The following is a 17956-nucleotide window of genomic DNA, read 5'->3' as shown; positions in this document are numbered from 1 at the left end:
CACCAGGAGGGCCGCCGTGCCGTTGTCCGACGACCAGCCGCACACCCGTACGCGGCTGCCGGTCGACGAACAGCCCTCCGCACTGCCGACCGCCCGTCAGTCACGGCCGATGCGCACCCTGCTGACCGTCCTCGTCGTCGTCACCCTCCTCGTCGTGGCCATCTCCATCGCCAACCGCGGCAAACCCGGCCCCGGCCCCGGCGGCAGCTCCGCCGACCGCGCGGCCCCCAGCGCCACCTCCGGCGCCGGCCCGGCCCCCAGCGGCGACCAGCCCGTCGGCACCACCGTCAACGGCATCGCCTCCGGCTACCCGCACAGCGACCAGGGCGCCCAGTCCGCCGCCGCCAACTACGCGGTGGCGATCGGCTCCCCGGACATGTTCCGCACCGACAGCCGCCACACCATCGTCGCCACCATCGCCGACCCGGGCTCGGTCGGTGCCCTGCAGAGCCGCCTGGACCAGGGCTTCGGCGGCGACACCGCCGCCCGCTACGGCCTCGACGCCCAGGGCCGCGCGCCCAAGGGCCTCACCTTCGTCAGCCGCACCGTCCCCGTCGGTACCAAGTCGACGGGCTACACCGACGCGGACACCAAGGTCGAGGTGTGGTGCACCGGCCTCACCGGCCTCGCCGGCGAACGCTCCGTCCAACCGGTGACCGCGAACTGGTTCACCCTCACGCTCTCGCTCCACTGGACGGGGAGCGACTGGAAGCTCACCGACTACACCAGCAGGCAGGGCCCCGCGCCGATGCCCGGAGACCAGCAGGCCGCCACCGCCGAGGAGATCACCGGCGCCGTCCAGCAGTTCGGGGGGTTCCGCTATGCCCGTTGACCAGACCAAACGCCGTACGACCGCACGCCGTGCGGGCACACTGGCCGGTGTCTTCGCCACCTTGCAGGTGACGGTGATGCTGGCGGCCCAGCGGGTGTTCGCGGAGCCGACGCCGACACCGACACCAACCGGGACCTCGAACCCCAATTGTCCCGATCTGCCGATCTCCGGGAGCGGCATCCTCTGCGTGGACAAGCCCGGCGGCTCGCTCCCCGGGAGCAGCACCGTCAGCAACGTGACCGACCCGCTCGGGTCGCTGGCCAAGGGCTGTGCCCAGGCGGCGGCGTGGGTGGTGCGGAACCTGTCGGGGGCGATCGACGGGACGACGTCGGTGGACTTCACCAACCAGTCGTTCCTGCAGCAGTACGCCGTGGTGTTCGCCGTGTCGACGGTGATCACGCTGGTGCTCTGGCTGCTGGCGGTGACCAAGCGGGCGGTGCGCGGGGTGCCGTTGACAACGGCGATCTCGGAGGCGGTCGGCTTCCTGTGGCTGACGGTGGTGGCCTCCGCGTTCACGCCGTTGATCCTGTTCACCGTGGTGAGCGTGACGGACGGTCTGACGAAGGCGATCGCGGTCGGGACGAAGTCGGACACCGGGACGTACCTGGGCGGGTTCGCCGACACCCTGGAGAAGGGGAACGTCGGCGGCGGCCCGCTGATCCTGGTGCTGGTGTCGCTGGTCGCGGTGCTGGCGGCGGCGGTGCTCTGGATCGAGCTGGTGATCCGGGCGGCGATGCTGTACGTGGGGGCGCTGTTGGGGACGGCGGTGTACGCGGGCCTGGTGGACCGGCAGTTGTGGAAGCACGTGCGCCGGTGGGCCGGGATGATGCTGGCGGTGGACCTGGCGAAGCCGATCATCGTGATCATCCTGGGGCTGGCGGGCGCGGTGGCCACCGGTGCCGGGGCCAACGACGACTTCGCCCGGGTGCTGTCCGGCCTGGCGATCCTGTTCCTGTCGATCTTCGCGAGCGCCGCGGTGTACCGCTTCGTCCCGACCTTCGGCGACGAGATGCTGAACATGCGCGGGGCCCGGGCCAGCGCGGTGCAGGCCGGCTCGGCGATGATCAACGGGACCGCGAACCTGATGAAGCAGGGCATCACGACCCACGGCGACCGCGGTCCGCAGGCCGGCGGTGGCGGGGGTGCGGGCGGCGGCTCGGTCGCGCCCGGCATCGCCGCGCACGCCGGCCGGACGCCGGCCCCGCCGGCGCAGGCCGGGCCGCCGCCGCAGACCTCGGTTCCGAACCGCGACAGCAATCCAGCGAAGGGAGGGTGACGGGTAAGTGAGCAGCGAACCGCTCGGCCAGTACGGGGCCCAGTACGCCCAGCCGTACGTGCACCAGCGCCGTACCTACCTGATCGGCAAGGCCCGCCCGAACGCGGTGATCGGCCGGAACCGGGAGTCCGGCGAGATCATACTGATCATCTTCGGGGCGTTCCTCGGGATGCTCTGGGGTCTGCTGATGCCGGTCCTGCCGTTGCGGATCGCCGGTCTGCTCGGCCTGCCGCTGCTGGCCATCGCGGCGGTCTACGTGCCGTACCGCAAGCGGACGTTCTACCGGTGGGTGGAGATCAACCGCACCTACCGCCGGACGGTCCGCAGCGGGCGCGGGTCGTGGCGTTCGGACGCGATGGACGCGGGCACCCGGATGGACGGCCGCGAGGTGGAGATCGGCCCGCCGCCCGGGGTGGGTCGGCTGCGCTGGCTGACCGCGCCGTTCGGGCCGGACGAGGTCGGGGTGCTGATGCACCTGGAGCGGCGGACGGTGACGGCCGCGATCGAGATCGAGGGCCCGGGTGTCGGGCTGCGCGACTCGGAGGACCAGGAGGCGCTGGTCGACCGGTTCGGCACGCTGCTGAAGCACGTCGCCAACGGGGACGGCTTCGTGACCCGGCTGCAGATCCTGGCCCGCACCCTGCCGGCCGACCCGGACGCCCACGCCAAGGACGTCGAGCGCCGCGGCGACCACGACGCGCCGCGCTGGCTCCAGGACTCGTACGACCAGCTGCAGTCGATGGTGTCGACCTCCTCGGAGCAGCACCGGGCGTACCTGGTGGCCTGCATGCACTACACCCGTGACCTGGCCGCCGAGGCGCACGCGATGGGCCGCACGGCGACCGGCGGGCGGGCCCGGGACGACGACGGGCTGGCGGCCGTGATGGCCCGCGAGCTGACCGACATCTGCGCCCGGCTGGCCGAGGCGGACATCCGGGTGCGCCAGCCGCTGGGCCAGGCCCGGCTGTCCTCGCTGCTGCACTCGATGTACGACCCGGACCACCCGATCGACCACATCCAGGCGATGTCCCGGCGCAACGCCTGGCCGGCCGAGCTGGACGCGACCCACCCGCAGTACCTGACGGCGAAGACCCGGGAGTCGGTGACCCGGGAGCCGTGGTGCCACGCCACCGCGTGGATCAAGGAGTGGCCGCTCACCCCGGTGGGCGTCAACTTCCTGGCGCCGCTGCTGGTGCACACCCCGGACGTGATCCGGACGGTCGCGGTGACGATGGACCTGGAGCCCACCGACGTCGCGATCGAGCGGATGCTCACCGAGAAGACCAACGACGAGGCGGAGGCCAGTCGCGCGGCCAAGATGAACCGCACGGTCGACCCGCGCGACCTGGCCCACACCGGCCGGGTGGACCAGCGCGGTGACGACCTGGCCTCCGGCGCGGCCGGGGTGAACCTGGTCGGCTACATCACGGTCTCCTCGCGCAACCCCGACGCGCTGGCCCGCGACAAGCGGACCATCCGGGCCTCGGCCGGCAAGAGCTACCTCAAGCTGGAGTGGTGCGACCGCGAGCACCACCGGGCCTTCGTCAACACCCTGCCGTTCGCCACCGGCATCCGCCGCTGACCGTCGCTCCGGTCCCCCCGGACCGCATTCGTCCACCCACTGCGCTCGACCACCCCTAGCTGGCACCAGGAGGCCGCCCATGGCGCTCGGCAACCTCACCGACGCGTTCACCAGCCTGATGTTCGGCAAGGTGGAGACCACCCGGCTGCCGGTGCGCACCTCCACCGGCCAGGCGCAGGCGGTCTACCTGCCGACCGCCGCGCCGGGGCTGGGCGACTCGGGCGTGATCATCGGACGCGAGGTGTACAGCGGCAAGGGCTACGTCTACGACCCCTTCCAGCTGTACGGGCAGCAGCTGCCTGCCCCGCACTGGCTGGTGCTGGGTGAGTCCGGCAACGGCAAGTCGGCGCTGGAGAAGACGTACGTGCTGCGGCAGTTGAGGTTCCGCGACCGGCAGGTCGTGGTGCTGGACGCGCAGGGCGAGGACGGCGTCGGCGAGTGGAACCTGATCGCCAACGCGCTGGGCATAAAGTCGATCCGGCTGGACCCGATGGCGGCCCGGGACGGCGGGGTGAAGCTCAACCCGCTGGACCCGGCGATCACCCAGACCGGGCAGCTGTCGCTGCTGCGCACCATCATCGAGGTGGCGATGGGGCGCGGGCTGGAGGAGCGGGCGGGCTTCGCGCTGAAGGCCGCGCACGCCCATGTGATCGCCTCGGTGAAGGACCGTCAGCCGGTGCTGGACGACATCATCGACACCCTGCGCAGCCCCGAGCTGTCCTCGGTGGAGTCGCTGGGCGTGGCGGTGGACGAGGTGCAGTCCTGGGGCCTGGACGTGGCGCTGGTGCTGGACCGGCTGGTCGACGGCGACCTGCGCGGCATGTTCGACGGCCCGACCACCGACGGCATCGACCTGGACGCCCCGCTGATCGTCTTCGACCTCTCGCACATCGACCGCAACTCGATCGCGATGCCGATCCTGATGGCGATCGTCGGGGTGTGGCTGGAGCACACCTGGATCCGGCCGGACCGGAAGAAGCGCATCTTCCTGGTCGAGGAGGCCTGGCACATCATCAACAGCCCGTTCGTGGCCCAGCTGTTCCAGCGGCTGCTGAAGTTCGGCCGGCGGCTCGGGCTCTCCTTCGTGGCGGTGGTGCACCACCTGTCGGACGTGGTGGACGGCGCGGCGGCCAAGGAGGCGTCGGCGATCCTGAAGATGGCCTCCACCAGGACGATCTACATGCAGAAGGCCGAGGAGGCGCGGTCCACCGGCCGGGTGCTGGGCCTGCCGCGCTGGGCGGTGGAGATCATCCCGACCCTGTCGCCGGGCATCGCGGTCTGGGACGTCAACGGCAACGTCCAGGTGGTCAAGCACATCATCACCGACACCGAGCGGCCGCTGGTGTACACCGACCGCGCGATGACCGAGGACGCGGTGGCCGAACGGGTCCGGGCCGAGCGGCAGTTGGCGGCGGAGCCAGGCGTCTGAGGCGGGGGTTGGGAGGGGCCGGGGTGATCGTACGCAGGCGGCCCGTCCCGGCCCGAGGGCGATGGTTCGTCAGCAGGTAATCCTCTCGTTACGTTCGAGGTCCTGACAGCTACGCGCGTTGACCCTAGGCTGCACTCGCGCAACACATTGCCCACGCGCCGGTGCGCTTCGCCGCCGCGTGCTCCTCCGAGGTGCAGGGGACCCCTCATGCTCACCGTCAGATCCCGACGGGCGGCGTTCGCCGTCGTCGCCGCCGCAGGTCTGTTCGGCACGGTGGCCGTGCCGACGGCCGCCCAGGCCGCCGATGCCAACGCCAAGCGCCACAAGACCGTCAACCTCCAGCTGCTGGCGATCAACGACTTCCACGGCAACCTGGAGCCCCCGGCGGGCTCCTCCGGCACGGTCAAGGAGGTCGACCCGGCGACCGGTCAGGTCGTCTCGACCCCGGCCGGCGGCATCGAGTACCTGGCCACCGAGCTGCGCCAGGCGCGGATCCCGGCCGACGACTCGATCACCGTCGCGGCCGGCGACATCGTCGGCGCCAGCCCCCTCACCTCGGCGCTGTTCCACGACGAGCCGACCATCGAGGCGATGGACAAGCTCGGCCTGGACGTCACCTCGGTGGGCAACCACGAGTTCGACCAGGGCGCCGCGGAGCTGCTGCGCAAGCAGGAGGGCGGCTGCCACCCGACCGACGGCTGCTACGAGCCCGGTCGCACCTTCAAGGGCGCCAACTTCAACTACCTGTCGGCCAACGTCACCGACGAGCAGTCCGGCAAGCCGCTGCTGCCGCCGTACTGGGTGACCAAGTCGCAGGGCGTGAAGATCGGGTTCATCGGCGTCACCCTGGAGGGCACGCCGAACATCGTGACCGCCGAGGGCGTCAAGGGCCTCAAGTTCGCCAACGAGGTCACCACGATCAACAAGTACGCCGCGGAGCTGAAGGCCAAGGGCGTCAACTCGATCGTCGCGCTGATCCACGAGGGCGGCTACCCGGCCAGCAGCGTCTACAACTACGACTGCGGCCCGGCCGGCCAGGGCGTCTCCGGCCCGATCGTCGACATCGCCAGGAAGATCGACCCGGCGGTCGGCGCCATCGTCACCGGCCACACCCATAACGCGTACGCCTGCAGCATCCCCGACCCCAATGGCGTGCCCCGCTCGGTGACCAGCGCCGCCTCCTTCGGCCGGCTGTTCACCGAGATCGACATGAAGCTGGACAAGACCACCGGCGAGATCGTCCGCCCGTCGGTCAAGGCCGAGAACCACGTGGTCCGGCGTACGGTCGAGAAGGCCCCGGACATGACGGCGCTGATCGACCACTACTCCAAGCTGGCCGCCCCGAAGGCCAACCGGCCGATCGGCTACATCTCCTCGGACATCAACGGCCGCGGCAGCGGCGACCTGGAGAAGCCGCTCGGCGACGTGATCGCCGACGCCCAGCTGGAGGGCCTCGCCCCGGCCGCCAAGGGCGGTGCCCAGGTCGCCTTCATGAACCCGGGCGGACTGCGCTCCGACCTGGTCTACAAGGCCTCGGGCAGTGAGGGCGACGGGGTGGTGACCTACGGGGAGGCGTTCACCGTCCAGCCGTTCACCAACATGATGCAGGTCAAGACGCTGACCGGCGCCCAGCTGGTCCAGCTGCTGCAGCAGCAGGTGAGCGGCCTCAACGACGCGGCGCCGAAGATCCTCCAGGTGTCCTCGAACCTCCACTACACCCTGGACATGCGCAAGACCGGCGCGGACCGGGTGGTCCCGGACTCGATCCGGCTGAACGGTGCGCCGGTCGACCCGGCCGCCAAGTACCGGGTCGCCGCCAACGAGTTCCTGGCCGGCGGCGGCGACGGCTTCCCGGCCTTCGCGGCCGGCACCGACAAGCTCGTCGGCGCCTCCGACCTGGACGTCTTCACGGCCTACCTGACGGCCCACAGCTCGGCGGGCTCGCCGCTGAAGCCGCCGGCGCAGGACCGGGTCAAGGTTCTCGGCCCGGGCAGCGACATCGACTGACCGTGAGCCGGACACGGGGCCCCGGAGACGGGGCCCTCGGACGGGCGGGGCGCTGTCGGGGCGCCCCGCCCGTCCTGTTCTCCCGGCGGCTACTCGGGGGCGGGGCCGCCGGGAAGTCGTACGGTCGCCAGCGCACCCGGGCCGCCGTCCTGGGCCGGGCCCAGCGTGACCTCGCCGCCCGCCTCCCGGACGCTCTGCGCGACGATCGACAAGCCCAGGCCCGAGCCCGGGAGTTGGCGGGAGGAGGGGGAGCGCCAGAACCGGTCGAAGACGTACTGCAGCTCGTCCGGGGGAATGCCCGGACCGTGGTCGCGGACGGTCAGCACGCCCTGCTGGAGCCGGACTTCGATGGTGCCGCCGGGCGGGCTGTACTTCACCGCGTTGTCCAGCAGGTTGATCACGGCGCGCTCCAGGCCCGCCGCGTCGCCGTGTGCGAACCAGGGGTCGACGGTCGTCTCGAAGGCCAGCCCCGGGCCGCGGAGCTTCGCCCGCTCGACCGCCCGCCCGGCGATCTCGTGCAGGGCGACCACGGTCAGGTTCGGCCCGGCCTTCGGGGTGTCGGGGCGGGACAGCTGGAGCAGGTCGCCGATCAGCACGGTGAGTTCCTGCATCTGGGCCTTCATGTTGCCCAGCAGCTTGGTCTTGGTCGCCGGGGGAAGCGGGCGGCCGGTGTCGTTGCTGCGGATCAGCAGGTCGACGTTGGTGCGCAGCGAGGTGAGCGGCGTCCGCAGCTCGTGGCCCGCGTCGGCGATCAGACGGGTCTGGCGCTCGCGGGAGTTGGCGAGGGCGGTGCTCATCGAGTTGAAGGACGTGGATAGGCGGGCGATCTCGTCGTCCCCGTTCACCGGGATGGTGGTGCCGACTTCCTCGGTGCGGGCGATGTGCTCGACGGCGTCGGTGAGTTGGTCGACCGGCTTGAGGGAGGAGTGGGCGACGAGGCGGCCCGCGACGGCGGCGAGCAGGATGCCGCCGAGGGAGACGGCGCCGAGGAGGATGGCGAGGCCCTGGAGGGAGTCCTCGATGGACTTGGTGGGGGTCGCCACCATCGCCAGGACCGGGCCGAGGTTGTGGCCCTGGACGGCGGAGATGCGGATGACGGCCGGATCGCCGTTGGCGTAGCTGCCGTCACGGACGATCGACTGGCCCGGCTTGAGGTGGTAGGCCTGGGTGTCGCCCGGCTCGGTCAGAACCGCTCGGCCGCCGCGTTCGAGGAAACAGACCTGACCGGTTTTCGCGATGACGAACTGGACGTCCCTGAACGGAGTGTTGCCCTCGGACGGCGAGGCTCCCTGCGGTGTCGGTGTCTCCTGCGGGGAGGACGCGCAGTAGAGGACGGACGGGACGCCTCGGGGCTGCGGAGCATTGAGGAGTTCCGTTTTGACCTGGCTGTACAGCTGCTTCTCCACGATGAACCAGCACGCCAGCGCCGACAGCGCGATCGCCACCGCGACCGCGGCCGCGCTCAGGAACGTGAGACGGCCGCGCAGCGAGCGGGAGCGGTACCAGTGGACGAGGCGCCGGCGTCTGCTGGGCACCACGCGGGGTGGAGCCAGCGGCGGGGGCGGAACAGTGCTCACGCGTTGGTGCCGGCGGCCGGGCGGAGGGCGTAGCCGACGCCTCGTACGGTCTGGATGAGGCGCGGCATGCCGCCCTGCTCGGTCTTGCGGCGCAGGTACATCACGTACACGTCCAGGGAGTTGGAGGAGGGCTCGAAGTCGAAGCCCCAGACCGCCTTGAGGATCTGTTCGCGGGTGAGGACCTGGCGGGGGTGGGAGAGGAACATCTCCAGCAGCATGAACTCGGTGCGGGTGAGTTCGACGGGCTTGCCGCTGCGGGTGACCTCGCGGGTGGCGGTGTTCATCCGGAGGTCGGCGAAGGCGAGGACCTCGCTGTCGTCCTCGGCGGCGGCGCGGGCGGCGGCCTCGGTGGCGAGGGCGTTGCGGCGCAGCAGGGCGCGGACGCGGGCGAGGAGTTCGTCGAGTTCGAAGGGCTTGGCGAGGTAGTCGTCGGCGCCGACGTCGAGGCCGGTGACGCGGTCGCCGACGGCGTCGCGGGCGGTGAGCATCAGGACGGGGACGGTGTCGCCGCGGGAGCGCATCCGGCGGACGGCGGTGAGGCCGTCCATCCGGGGCATCATGATGTCCAGCAGGACGAGGTCGGGCTTGTCGCGTTCGACGGACTCCAGGGCCTCGTAGCCGTCGGTGGCGGTGGCGACCTCGTAGCCCTCGAAGGCGAGGCTGCTCTCCAGGGCGTCCCGGAGGGCGGGTTCGTCGTCGACCACGAGGAGCCGGGCGGAGGGGTGGCCGGCCTCGGCGGGGGTGCGGTCGTCGGCGGACGGGGTCATGGGCTGGTGCCCTTTCTCGTCGGGTGGAGGGCCTGCTGGGTCCTGCTGGGTCTTGCCGGTTCTGCTGCTGGCAATTGTCCGCCTCGCGGACGCTCACCGGTTCCTACGGATTGTGGCTCACAGGCTCTGGCCGGCTTCGAGCTTCGGCAGGACCTGCTTGATGTCGTTCATCGGGATGGCGAAGCCGAGGCCGACGCTGCCGGCGCTGCTGCTGCCGGAGTTGTTGGAGCCGCTGGGCGCGTACATCGCCGAGTTGATGGCGATGACCTGGCCGTTGGCGTTGATCAGCGGGCCGCCGGAGTTGCCGGGGTTGAGGGCCGCGTCGGTCTGGAAGGCCTTGTACGTGGTGGTGCTGCCGCTGTTCTGCTGCTGCTGGGCGCCGCCGCGCGTGCCGGGCAGGCCGGGCAGGAAGGGGAGCCCGAAGCCGCCGTTGCCGCTGGTGGAGCCCTCGTCGAGCTGGACGGTGACGTCGCGGTTCTCGGCGCTGATGATGCCGGAGGTGACGGTGCCGGTGAGGCCGTCGGGGTTGCCGATGGCGACGACCGGGTCGCCGATGGCCACGGTGGAGGAGTCGCCGAGGACGGCGGGAGTGAGGTTCTTGGCGCCGCTCGCGGTGATCACGGCGACGTCGAGGTTCTTGTCGGTGCCGGTGACGGTGGCGGAGGCGGTGGAGCCGTCCTTGAAGGTGACGGTGATCCGGCCGCCGCTCGAGGCGGTGTCGATCACGTGGTAGTTGGTGAGGATCTGGCCGCTGGTGTTCAGGACGACGCCGGTGCCGGTGGCGGTGCCGTTGCCGTCCTTGACGGTGATCTGGACGACGCTGGGCGAGACGGCGGCGGCGATGGCGGGTACGTTGGCGGTGCCGTCGGTGCGGGCGGAGACGGGGCTGGCGATCGTTCCGACCCGGGTGTCGGAGGACTGCCGGTCGGCGGCGATGACCCCGCCGGTGACGCCGCCGATGACGGCGGCGATCGCGGCGACGGCGGTCACCAGGGCGAGCCGCCCGCGCAGCAGTCCGCGCCGGGCCCGGCCGCCGTGGTCGCCGTGGTTGCCGGGGTCTTCGGGCCCCGAGGGCTGTCCGAGCAGCGTGGGCGGCTCGGGCGGCATCGGCGGGGGAGGGGGCGTCGCGTCGAACGCGCTGCCGGAGTGGTCCTCGCGGTGGCCGTACCCGGCGTACGGGTCGGTGCCGCTCTCGCGGTGGCCGTGCCCGGCGTACGGGTCGGCGGCTTCCTCGCGGTGGCCGTACCCGGTGCGCGGGTCGGTGCCTCCGGTGCCGGAGCCCAGCACGGTGCCCTCGATGACGCGGGGCTCGTACGGACCGTACTGCTCGCTGGGGTTGTGCCGCTGTTCGCTCATGCCGACCAAGCTCCGCCTGGTGGATGAGGACGGGATGAGAAGCGGCTCAGAACGCGGCGAGAAGCCCGTTGACTTCTCATAAAGCCTGGTCAGGCCGCCGATGGAGCGGAATCGGCCGTTCCGCTCCGGCTACTCCAGGGGAGCTCGTTCGGGGGCGGCCCCGTCGCAGCCGCAGGAACGGCGGATGACCAGGCGGGACGGGAACTTGCGGACCCGCTCGGTGTCCGATCCGGGCACCATCAGGGAGTCGTCCAGCACCAGGTCCACGGCGGCCCGGGCCATCGCGTCGCGGTCGGAGGCGACGGTGGTCAGCGGCGGGTCGGCGAGCGCGGCCTCGGGCACGTCGTCGAAGCCGGCCACCGCGAGGTCCTCGGGGACGCGCAGGCCGACCTCGCGGGCGGCCCGCAGCACACCGATGGCCTGGTCGTCGGTGGAGCAGAAGATCGCCCGGGGCCGGTCCGGCGAGCTCAGCACGCCGAGTGCGACGTCGTACGCGCCGTAGCGGTGGAAGGGGGCGTCGATCAGGTGCGGCTCGGTGGGGACACCGTGGGCGTCCATGGCGCGCTGCCAGCCCTCGACGTGGTCGATGACCGGGTCGCCGGGGGCGGGGGACTCCACCGGGCCGCCGAAGCAGGCCACGTACGGGTGCCCGTGCACCTCCAGCAGGTGGCGGACGACGGCCTCGGCGCCGCCCACGTCGTCGGTGACCACCGCGACGTCGTCGATCGCCTCGGGGCGGCGGTGCAGCAGCACCACCTTGGCGCCCTCCATCGCGGCGAACTCCTCGGCGGCGCGCTGCGAGGGGCCCTGGCTGACCAGGATCAGGCCGGAGACCCGCATGCCGAGGAAGGCGCGGACGTAGTGGACCTCGCGGTCGTCCACGTAGTCGGAGTTGCCGATCAGCACGAGCTTGCCGCGCTCGGAGGCGGCCCGTTCGACGGCGTGGGCCATCTCGGCGAAGAAGGGCTGGCGGGCGTCCGGGACGACCATGCCGATCAGGTTGGTCCGCCGGGAGGCCATCGCCTGGGCGACGCTGTTCGGCCGGTAGCCGAGCTGTTCGATCGCCGCGAGGACCTTCTCCCGGGTCGCGGGCGCGACCGGGCGGGGACCGTTGTTGATCACGTAGCTGACGACCGCGGTCGAGGTCCCAGCCAGTCGGGCTACATCGTCGCGCGTCACCTTGGCCACGGATGGAGTCTACGCGTGTGGCCCCCGGGGCGGCAGTGGGACCAGGGGCCGCTCCGGGGGCGCAACGGGCGCAATCCGGACGAGCCGGGCGGGGGACGGCCCGCCCGGCGGTCCGGTCAGGTCTCCAGCGGGGCCGAGGGGCGCGGGGCGAGGTCCGGGCGCTCGTTCTTCTCGGGCTTCTCCGGGACGACGAAGCGGTAGCCGACGTTGCGCACGGTGCCGATCAGCTGCTCGTTCTCGACGCCGAGCTTGGCGCGCAGCCGCCGGACGTGCACGTCCACCGTGCGGGTGCCGCCGAAGTAGTCGTAGCCCCAGACCTCCTGCAGCAGCTGGGCCCGGGTGAAGACCCGGCCGGGGTGCTGGGCGAGGTACTTGAGCAGCTCGAACTCCTTGAAGGTGAGGTCGAGCGCCCGGCCCTTGAGCTTGGCGGAGTAGGTGGCTTCGTCGACCGAGAGGTCGCCGTTGCGGATCTCCATCGGGCTGTCGTCGGTGACGACCTGGAGGCGGCCCAGCGCGAGCCGCAGCCGGGCCTCGACCTCGGCCGGGCCGGCGGTGTCCAGCAGGACGTCGTCGATGCCCCACTCGGCGGTCACGGCGGCCAGGCCGCCCTCGGTGACCACCAGGATCAGCGGGGAGCCGATGCCGGTGGAGCGCAGCAGCTGGCACAGGCTGCGGATCTGCGGCAGGTCGCGCCGCCCGTCGACCAGGATGACGTCCGCGCTGGGGGTGTCGACCAGGGCCGACCCCTCGGCGGGGGCCACCCGGACGTTGTGCAGCAGCAGGCCGAGGGCCGGCAGCACTTCGGCCGACGGCTGTAGCGCGTTGGTGAGGAGGAGGAGTGAACTCATACCCGGTGGTCCCCTTTCCGGGTCGTCGCGGTCGCGTCCCGACTGCCGCCGCAGTCGGTGGACGCAGGTGCTGAGGGGAGGTGGGAGGACGCCCGGGGGGTCTCGCGGGAGCTCTCGGCGCACCGGGGGTCCCGCAACCCGCGGCGCACCGTTTCTGCCCTGTTCATCCCGCGAACCCTCCGGTCTGGTCCGGTCCCGGGTGGCGGCCCGGCGCCGGGTGGCGACACCCCGCCGACCCGGCACGTCCTTGTGCCGCGAGAGCGGGGCGGTTCCCGCGACGCGTCGGGGGTGGGCCGACGAATCGCAAGAACGTCCGTACTGGCGTCCTGAAAGCACAAAAGGACCCGGGGGCGACTCTGCCCGGATCCCTCTTGGAGGTCGAGGATAGCCGACCTCCCCGCGCACCGGGAGTGGGCGAATCCGGCGGTTCGCCCAATCCGGGCGTGCGCCGGGTGAGTATGGACACAGCCTCGAGCGCCGCTCCGGGCCGGTCGGGCCAGGGCGATTGCCGCTCGCACCGGCGGACACGCCATCATGGGACGCACATCGGCGGCGCTGCCCGGGTCCATCGTTCGGGTGGTCGGGCGGGCGGCCGCGGTGGCGAGCCGGACCGGGTCACCGGGGCCGGGCGAGGACGAACGGAAGGGGTGGCCCGATGGGCGCGACCACCGAGCCCGCGAGCGGAGCCCGGGTGCGCGGGACGATCCGCTACTGGGCGGCGGCGAAGTCCGAGGCCGGGCTGGCCGAGGAGCCGTACGAGGCGGCGACCCTGGCGGAGGCGCTGGCGGCGGCCAGGCAGCGGCACGCCGACCGGCCGAAGCTCGTCCAGCTGCTCGGGCACTGCTCGTACCTGGTCGACGGCGCGCAGGTCGGCGGCCGGGACCACGCGACCGTCGCCCTGACCGAGGGCGGGACGGTCGAGGTCCTCCCGCCGTTCGCGGGAGGCTGAGCGGCGTGACGGACATGAACAACCCGAACAACCCGAACCACGGCGGCGGCTACGGCAACTGGCCGCAGCAGCCCCAGCAGCCCTATCCGCAGCAGCAGCGGCACCAGCAGTACGCGCAGCAGCCGCCGCAGCACCCGTACGGCTACCCGGTGGACGACGCGGACGCGACCACGGTGCTGCCGCCGGTCCCGCCGCTGGACGACGCCGCGACCACGCTGCTGCCGCCGGTGCCCCCGATGGACGATGCGGCGACCACGCTGCTCCCGCCCGTCCCGCCGCTGGACGACGCGGCGGCCACCACGCTGCTGCCGCCCGTCCCGCCGATGGACGACGCCGCGACCACGCTGCTGCCGCCGGTGACGGTCTCCGGTGCGATGCCGGTCGCCCCGCCGCCGCAGCACGGCCGGCCGCCGGTGCGGCAGCCCCCGATGGCGCAGCCGTACCCGCAGGCGGCGTACCAGCAGCAGCCGTACCCGCAGCAGGCGCCGCCGCACCAGCAGCAGCCGTCCCGGGCCCGGCACGCGGCTCCGGCCGGGGCGCCCGCCCCGGTGCCGCAGCCCGGCCCGCAGCAGGCCGCGCCGCTCGGGCACCCCGCGGCCGGGATGCCGCCCGTCGGCCCGCCCGCCGGGATGCCGCCCGCCGGCCTGCCCGCCGGGATGCCGCCCGCCGGCCTGCCCGCCGCCGCGCCCGGCCTCGACTCGCCGACCATGACGCTCAAGCGTCCGGACGCCCCCGCCGCCCCGCCGTACGGCGCCGTCCCGGCGCAGCCGCTGCCGGGCGTCCCGTCGCCGGCCGCGGCCCCGGGCGGCCGGACCGGTTCGCCGATCATCGACCCGGGCCTGCAGCCCGCCCTGATCACCGCCGGCGCGGCCGCGCTGCTGGCCGGCGGCGCCGCGCTGGGGCAGGTGCCGCTGGCCCTGGTGGTGGCCTTGCTGCAGCTGCTCACGGCGGCCGGCTGGTTCCGGCTGAACGGCATGTGGCCGGCCCGTCAGGGCATCCTGCTGGCCGCGCTGGCCGGGCTGACCGCGGACGTGGCGGTGCTGCTGGCGGACACCAACGGTGGCGCGGCGGCCGTGGTGGGCACCCTGGGCGGGTTCTTCCTGCTGGTGCTGGTGCTGCAGACGTTCCGTCCGTCGGACCCGAAGGAGCGGTTCTACGCGCTGACCGTGCTGGGTTCGGCCGCCGTGGTGACGGCGCTGTGCACCACGCTGCTGCTGGCCGACTGGGTGCCGGCGGGGGTGGGCGCGGTCGCGCTGGCCACCCTGCTGGCGGCGGCTCCGCTGCCCGGTCCGAAGCAGCTGGGCCCGGTGCTGGGCCTGGTCGCGGCGGTGCTGCTGGGCTTCCTGGTGGGCGCGCCGGTGGCGCTGGGGGCGCTGGCCGGGCTGGGGGCGCTGGTCGGCCGCCGGGTCGCGGCGTACGACTTCCCGTCCCGCTTCGTGCACATGACGGCGGGCGTGGCGCTGCCGCTGGCGGTGGCCGCGCCGCTGATCTGGATGGCCACCGACCTGCTGGCCGGCTGAGTCGAGCGTCACCACGGCGTCCCGCCCCGGAACCACTGTCCGGGGCGGGACGTCGTACGGTCGTGCGGGAGGGGTCGCGCCCGGCGCGGCTCCGGGACGAGACAGCGACCGGCGACGACGGGGGACACGATGCGCGGATGGCTGAAGGCGACGATCGGCCTGGCGGTGCTCGCCGGGCTGCTGGTGGGCGCGGACCGGATCGCGGTCGGCGTGGCCGAGGACGAGGCCGCCGACCAGTTGGTGAAGAACGGCCGGATGAGCCAGCGGCCGGACGTCACGATCGAGGGCTTCCCGTTCCTCACCCAGGTGATCTCGAAGAAGCTGGACGACGTCCGGATCTCCTCGGACGGCCTGACCGTCCAGAACAACGGGCAGCAGGTGGCGCTGCACTCCTTCAAGGCGAAGCTGTCCGGGGTCGAGGTGAGCGACAGCATGAACAGCGCCACCGTGGACAGTGGCGCGGGCAGCGGAGTGATCACCTATCAGGACCTCGCCCAGCTGCTGCCCCCGGCCTCCCAGCTGATGGGCGGCGCCTCGCTGCCGGTCGGCGGCAACGCCCGGCTGAGCCTGTCGTACGGCGGTCCGGGCAAGGTCAAGGCCTCGCTGGGGCCGGTGTCGGTGGGTGAGGCGACGGTGCACAACCAGGGCAACACCATCACCGTGGACGGCCTCAAGCTGAGCTCGCTGGCCGAGATGTTCGCCGGGCTGGGCAACCGGAAGGTCGAGCCGGCCAGCTTCACCCTGGACTCGATGCCGGCCGGCCTGCAGCTGGCCGCGAAGGACGGTGTGACGCCGCTGCCGGACGGCCTCCAGCTGTCCTTCGAGGGCAAGGGCGTCAAGCTGCTGGGCTGACCGCGGCCCCGCCGGCTGCGGCCGGGTCGTTCCGAAGGGGTAGGACCCCGTTCCGCTCCGCGAGACGCGCTGTCCAGCGCGGACCGCGGAGCGGTGTCGTTTCCGCCCGTTGTGTGCCGCCGGCGGGCGCCCGGCCGGTGCCCGCCGGGCCGCCCGGGGGTCGAATCCCAGCATCCGGTCGTTTTGATCTCGACATTCGATACGCTGATGACAGCGGGCCCTCGGTGTCCCTAGCATCGTCGGCATGAAGCGACAGACGGATCTCACGAAGCGGCGGGCGGTCGACCTGTGCCGCGTGGCCGCCTGTCTGTGTCGAATGCGCTAAGTCGGCATTCTGGCAGGGCAGTTCATGCCCGCCGCCGATCTTCCCGGTGACCTTGCCCGGCCCTCGGGGCCGATGGTCGCCCCGGTACTCCGCAATCCCCCGCCCGGTCGTCCCGGTTTCGCTCCTCCGTCCCATCATTCGGACAGGAATTCGGACCGCCTCCGTTCGGGCACCACTGCAGCACCCCCGCTGAGCAGCTGAGCAGCACCTTCCGCAAACCGCCCTCGGATGGAGAACACCACCATGAGCCGCAGCGACGTCCTGGTCGACGCCGACTGGGTCCAGGCCCGCCTGGACGACCCGAAGGTCGTCATCGTCGAGGTCGACGAGGACACCTCCGCGTACGACAAGAACCACATCCGCAACGCCGTCCGGATCGACTGGAAGCAGGACCTCCAGGACCCGGTCCGCCGCGACTTCATCGACCAGGCCGGCTTCGAGGCGCTGCTCAGCGCCAAGGGCATCGCCAACGACGACACCGTCGTCCTGTACGGCGGCAACAACAACTGGTTCGCCTCGTACGCCTACTGGTACTTCAAGCTGTACGGCCACGGCGACGTCCGCCTGCTGGACGGCGGCCGCAAGAAGTGGGAGCTGGACTCCCGCGACCTGGTCGCCGAGGTCCCGGCCCGCCCGGCCACCGAGTACACGGCGCAGGCCGTCGACTCCTCGATCCGTGCCTTCCGCGACGACGTGCTCGCCGCCATCGGCACCCTCAACCTGGTCGACGTCCGCTCGCCCGACGAGTTCTCCGGCAAGCTGCTCGCCCCGGCCCACCTCCCGCAGGAGCAGTCGCAGCGCCCCGGCCACGTGCCGAGCGCCCGCAACATCCCGTGGGCGAAGAACGCCAACGACGACGGCACCTTCAAGAGCGACGAGGAGCTCAAGGCCCTGTACGAGGCCGAGGGCATCGACCTGGCGAAGGACACCATCGCCTACTGCCGGATCGGCGAGCGCTCCGCGCTCACCTGGTTCGTGCTGCACGAGCTGCTCGACCAGCAGAACGTGAAGAACTACGACGGTTCGTGGACCGAGTACGGCAGCCTGGTCGGCGTGCCGATCGAGCTCGGCAGCAACTGAGCCCCCGGCTCGACCCGTAAGTCAGAAGGAGACAGACATGTGCGGTGCGAAGGCCGGCGGCCCGGACCTGGCAGGAGTTGACGTGGCGAACGAGACGATCATCCAGGGTTCGGTGACCCGCGACGGAGAGCCGGTCAACGGCTACGTCCGGCTGCTGGACGAGGGCGGCGAGTTCACGGCCGAGGTGCCCACCTCGGCGACCGGCCAGTTCCGGTTCTTCGCCCGCCCGGGGAAGTGGACCCTGCGGGCGCTGGTCCCGGGCCAGACCGTGGACCGTCAGGTGGTGGCCTCCCAGGGCACCGCCGTCGAGGTCGCGATCGCGGTCTGACCAGGACGGACGATCACGCCGAGGGCCCCTGCCGCGCAGG

The 17956-nt window shown here is 72.3% G+C and carries 16 protein-coding genes; 11 read left to right on the top strand and 5 right to left on the bottom strand.

Translation table 11 applies throughout. The features are described from left to right. Positions 1-16: 16 nt before the first annotated feature. The 5 genes from ACFVXG_RS09075 to ACFVXG_RS09055 all read left to right on the top strand — a co-directional run bounded on the left by ACFVXG_RS09075 (position 17) and on the right by ACFVXG_RS09055 (position 7126). Complete coding sequence (locus tag ACFVXG_RS09075; RefSeq protein WP_387925708.1) at positions 17-832, top strand: hypothetical protein; 816 nt, start codon at positions 17-19, stop codon at positions 830-832. Next, a complete protein-coding gene (locus ACFVXG_RS09070; protein WP_387925706.1) occupies positions 822-2108 on the top strand; it encodes a hypothetical protein in 1287 nt (428 codons plus the stop codon). Before ACFVXG_RS09075 ends, ACFVXG_RS09070 begins: the two co-directional genes overlap by 11 nt. 7 nt (positions 2109-2115) lie before the next feature. Further along, positions 2116-3690 carry an SCO6880 family protein gene (locus tag ACFVXG_RS09065; protein WP_387925704.1) on the top strand — a complete coding sequence of 525 codons (1575 nt, stop codon included), beginning with the start codon at positions 2116-2118 and terminating at the stop codon, positions 3688-3690. 79 nt (positions 3691-3769) lie between these two features. Next, positions 3770-5119: an ATP-binding protein gene (locus tag ACFVXG_RS09060; protein WP_387925703.1), complete on the top strand. Its 1350-nt coding sequence runs from the start codon at positions 3770-3772 to the stop codon at positions 5117-5119. 207 nt (positions 5120-5326) lie between these two features. Beyond that, on the top strand, positions 5327-7126 hold the full coding sequence (locus tag ACFVXG_RS09055) for a bifunctional metallophosphatase/5'-nucleotidase (protein WP_387925701.1): 1800 nt from the start codon (positions 5327-5329) through the stop codon (positions 7124-7126). Positions 7127-7215: 89 nt separating this feature from the next. Here the strand turns inward: ACFVXG_RS09055 and ACFVXG_RS09050 are convergent, their stop codons facing one another. The 5 genes from ACFVXG_RS09050 to ACFVXG_RS09030 form a co-directional block, all read right to left on the bottom strand. After that, on the bottom strand, positions 7216-8661 hold the full coding sequence (locus ACFVXG_RS09050; RefSeq protein ID WP_387925699.1) for an ATP-binding protein: 1446 nt from the start codon (positions 8659-8661) through the stop codon (positions 7216-7218). A 38-nt stretch (positions 8662-8699) separates the two neighbouring features. After that, positions 8700-9470 (bottom strand): response regulator transcription factor, encoded by a 771-nt coding sequence (locus tag ACFVXG_RS09045; RefSeq protein WP_387925697.1) that lies wholly within the window; start codon positions 9468-9470, stop codon positions 8700-8702. 117 nt (positions 9471-9587) lie between these two features. Continuing rightward, a complete protein-coding gene (locus ACFVXG_RS09040; protein ID WP_387925695.1) occupies positions 9588-10826 on the bottom strand; it encodes a S1C family serine protease in 1239 nt (412 codons plus the stop codon). Positions 10827-10955: 129 nt separating this feature from the next. After that, the gene (locus ACFVXG_RS09035; protein ID WP_387925694.1) at positions 10956-12014 is read right to left on the bottom strand and encodes a LacI family DNA-binding transcriptional regulator; all 1059 of its coding nucleotides are present in this window, start codon (positions 12012-12014) and stop codon (positions 10956-10958) included. 116 nt (positions 12015-12130) lie between these two features. Then, positions 12131-12862: a response regulator transcription factor gene (locus ACFVXG_RS09030; RefSeq protein ID WP_387925692.1), complete on the bottom strand. Its 732-nt coding sequence runs from the start codon at positions 12860-12862 to the stop codon at positions 12131-12133. A 655-nt stretch (positions 12863-13517) separates the two neighbouring features. Between ACFVXG_RS09030 and ACFVXG_RS09025 the strand changes: the two genes are divergently transcribed. The 6 genes from ACFVXG_RS09025 (at position 13518) to ACFVXG_RS09000 (ending at position 17916) form a co-directional block, all read left to right on the top strand. Beyond that, positions 13518-13811 carry a MoaD/ThiS family protein gene (locus tag ACFVXG_RS09025; RefSeq protein ID WP_387925690.1) on the top strand — a complete coding sequence of 98 codons (294 nt, stop codon included), beginning with the start codon at positions 13518-13520 and terminating at the stop codon, positions 13809-13811. Between the two features lie 5 nt (positions 13812-13816). Further along, positions 13817-15331 carry a hypothetical protein gene (locus tag ACFVXG_RS09020; protein ID WP_387925689.1) on the top strand — a complete coding sequence of 505 codons (1515 nt, stop codon included), beginning with the start codon at positions 13817-13819 and terminating at the stop codon, positions 15329-15331. 129 nt (positions 15332-15460) lie between these two features. Beyond that, positions 15461-16183, top strand: a complete 723-nt coding sequence (locus ACFVXG_RS09015) for a DUF2993 domain-containing protein (protein ID WP_387925687.1) — start codon at positions 15461-15463, stop codon at positions 16181-16183. A 244-nt stretch (positions 16184-16427) separates the two neighbouring features. Beyond that, complete coding sequence (locus ACFVXG_RS09010; protein WP_350517234.1) at positions 16428-16508, top strand: Ms5788A family Cys-rich leader peptide; 81 nt, start codon at positions 16428-16430, stop codon at positions 16506-16508. Positions 16509-16751: 243 nt separating this feature from the next. Continuing rightward, positions 16752-17588, top strand: a complete 837-nt coding sequence (locus ACFVXG_RS09005; RefSeq protein WP_387925685.1) for a sulfurtransferase — start codon at positions 16752-16754, stop codon at positions 17586-17588. A gap of 37 nt (positions 17589-17625) precedes the next feature. Then, positions 17626-17916, top strand: coding sequence for a DUF1416 domain-containing protein (locus ACFVXG_RS09000; RefSeq protein ID WP_030059605.1), 291 nt, complete (start codon positions 17626-17628; stop codon positions 17914-17916). Positions 17917-17956: the final 40 nt, after the last annotated feature.

This window comes from Kitasatospora sp. NPDC058162 (assembly GCF_042884005.1).
Classification (GTDB): Bacteria; Actinomycetota; Actinomycetes; order Streptomycetales; family Streptomycetaceae; genus Kitasatospora.
The sequence above is the reverse complement of the archived record's forward strand: the minus strand, read 5'-3'. Positions and strand labels throughout refer to the sequence as shown.

Excerpts from the sequence above, each read along its gene's own strand:
- ACFVXG_RS09070 (WP_387925706.1), top strand. The coding sequence starts at position 822 with ATGCCCGTTGACCAGACCAAACGCCGTACGACCGCACGCCGTGCGGGC.
- ACFVXG_RS09060 (WP_387925703.1), top strand. The coding sequence starts at position 3,770 with ATGGCGCTCGGCAACCTCACCGACGCGTTCACCAGCCTGATGTTCGGC.
- ACFVXG_RS09055 (WP_387925701.1), top strand. The coding sequence starts at position 5,327 with ATGCTCACCGTCAGATCCCGACGGGCGGCGTTCGCCGTCGTCGCCGCC.
- ACFVXG_RS09045 (WP_387925697.1), bottom strand. The coding sequence starts at position 9,470 with ATGACCCCGTCCGCCGACGACCGCACCCCCGCCGAGGCCGGCCACCCC.
- ACFVXG_RS09040 (WP_387925695.1), bottom strand. The coding sequence starts at position 10,826 with ATGAGCGAACAGCGGCACAACCCCAGCGAGCAGTACGGTCCGTACGAG.
- ACFVXG_RS09030 (WP_387925692.1), bottom strand. The coding sequence starts at position 12,862 with ATGAGTTCACTCCTCCTCCTCACCAACGCGCTACAGCCGTCGGCCGAA.
- ACFVXG_RS09025 (WP_387925690.1), top strand. The coding sequence starts at position 13,518 with ATGGGCGCGACCACCGAGCCCGCGAGCGGAGCCCGGGTGCGCGGGACG.
- ACFVXG_RS09015 (WP_387925687.1), top strand. The coding sequence starts at position 15,461 with ATGCGCGGATGGCTGAAGGCGACGATCGGCCTGGCGGTGCTCGCCGGG.
- ACFVXG_RS09010 (WP_350517234.1), top strand. The coding sequence starts at position 16,428 with ATGAAGCGACAGACGGATCTCACGAAGCGGCGGGCGGTCGACCTGTGC.
- ACFVXG_RS09005 (WP_387925685.1), top strand. The coding sequence starts at position 16,752 with ATGAGCCGCAGCGACGTCCTGGTCGACGCCGACTGGGTCCAGGCCCGC.
- ACFVXG_RS09000 (WP_030059605.1), top strand. The coding sequence starts at position 17,626 with ATGTGCGGTGCGAAGGCCGGCGGCCCGGACCTGGCAGGAGTTGACGTG.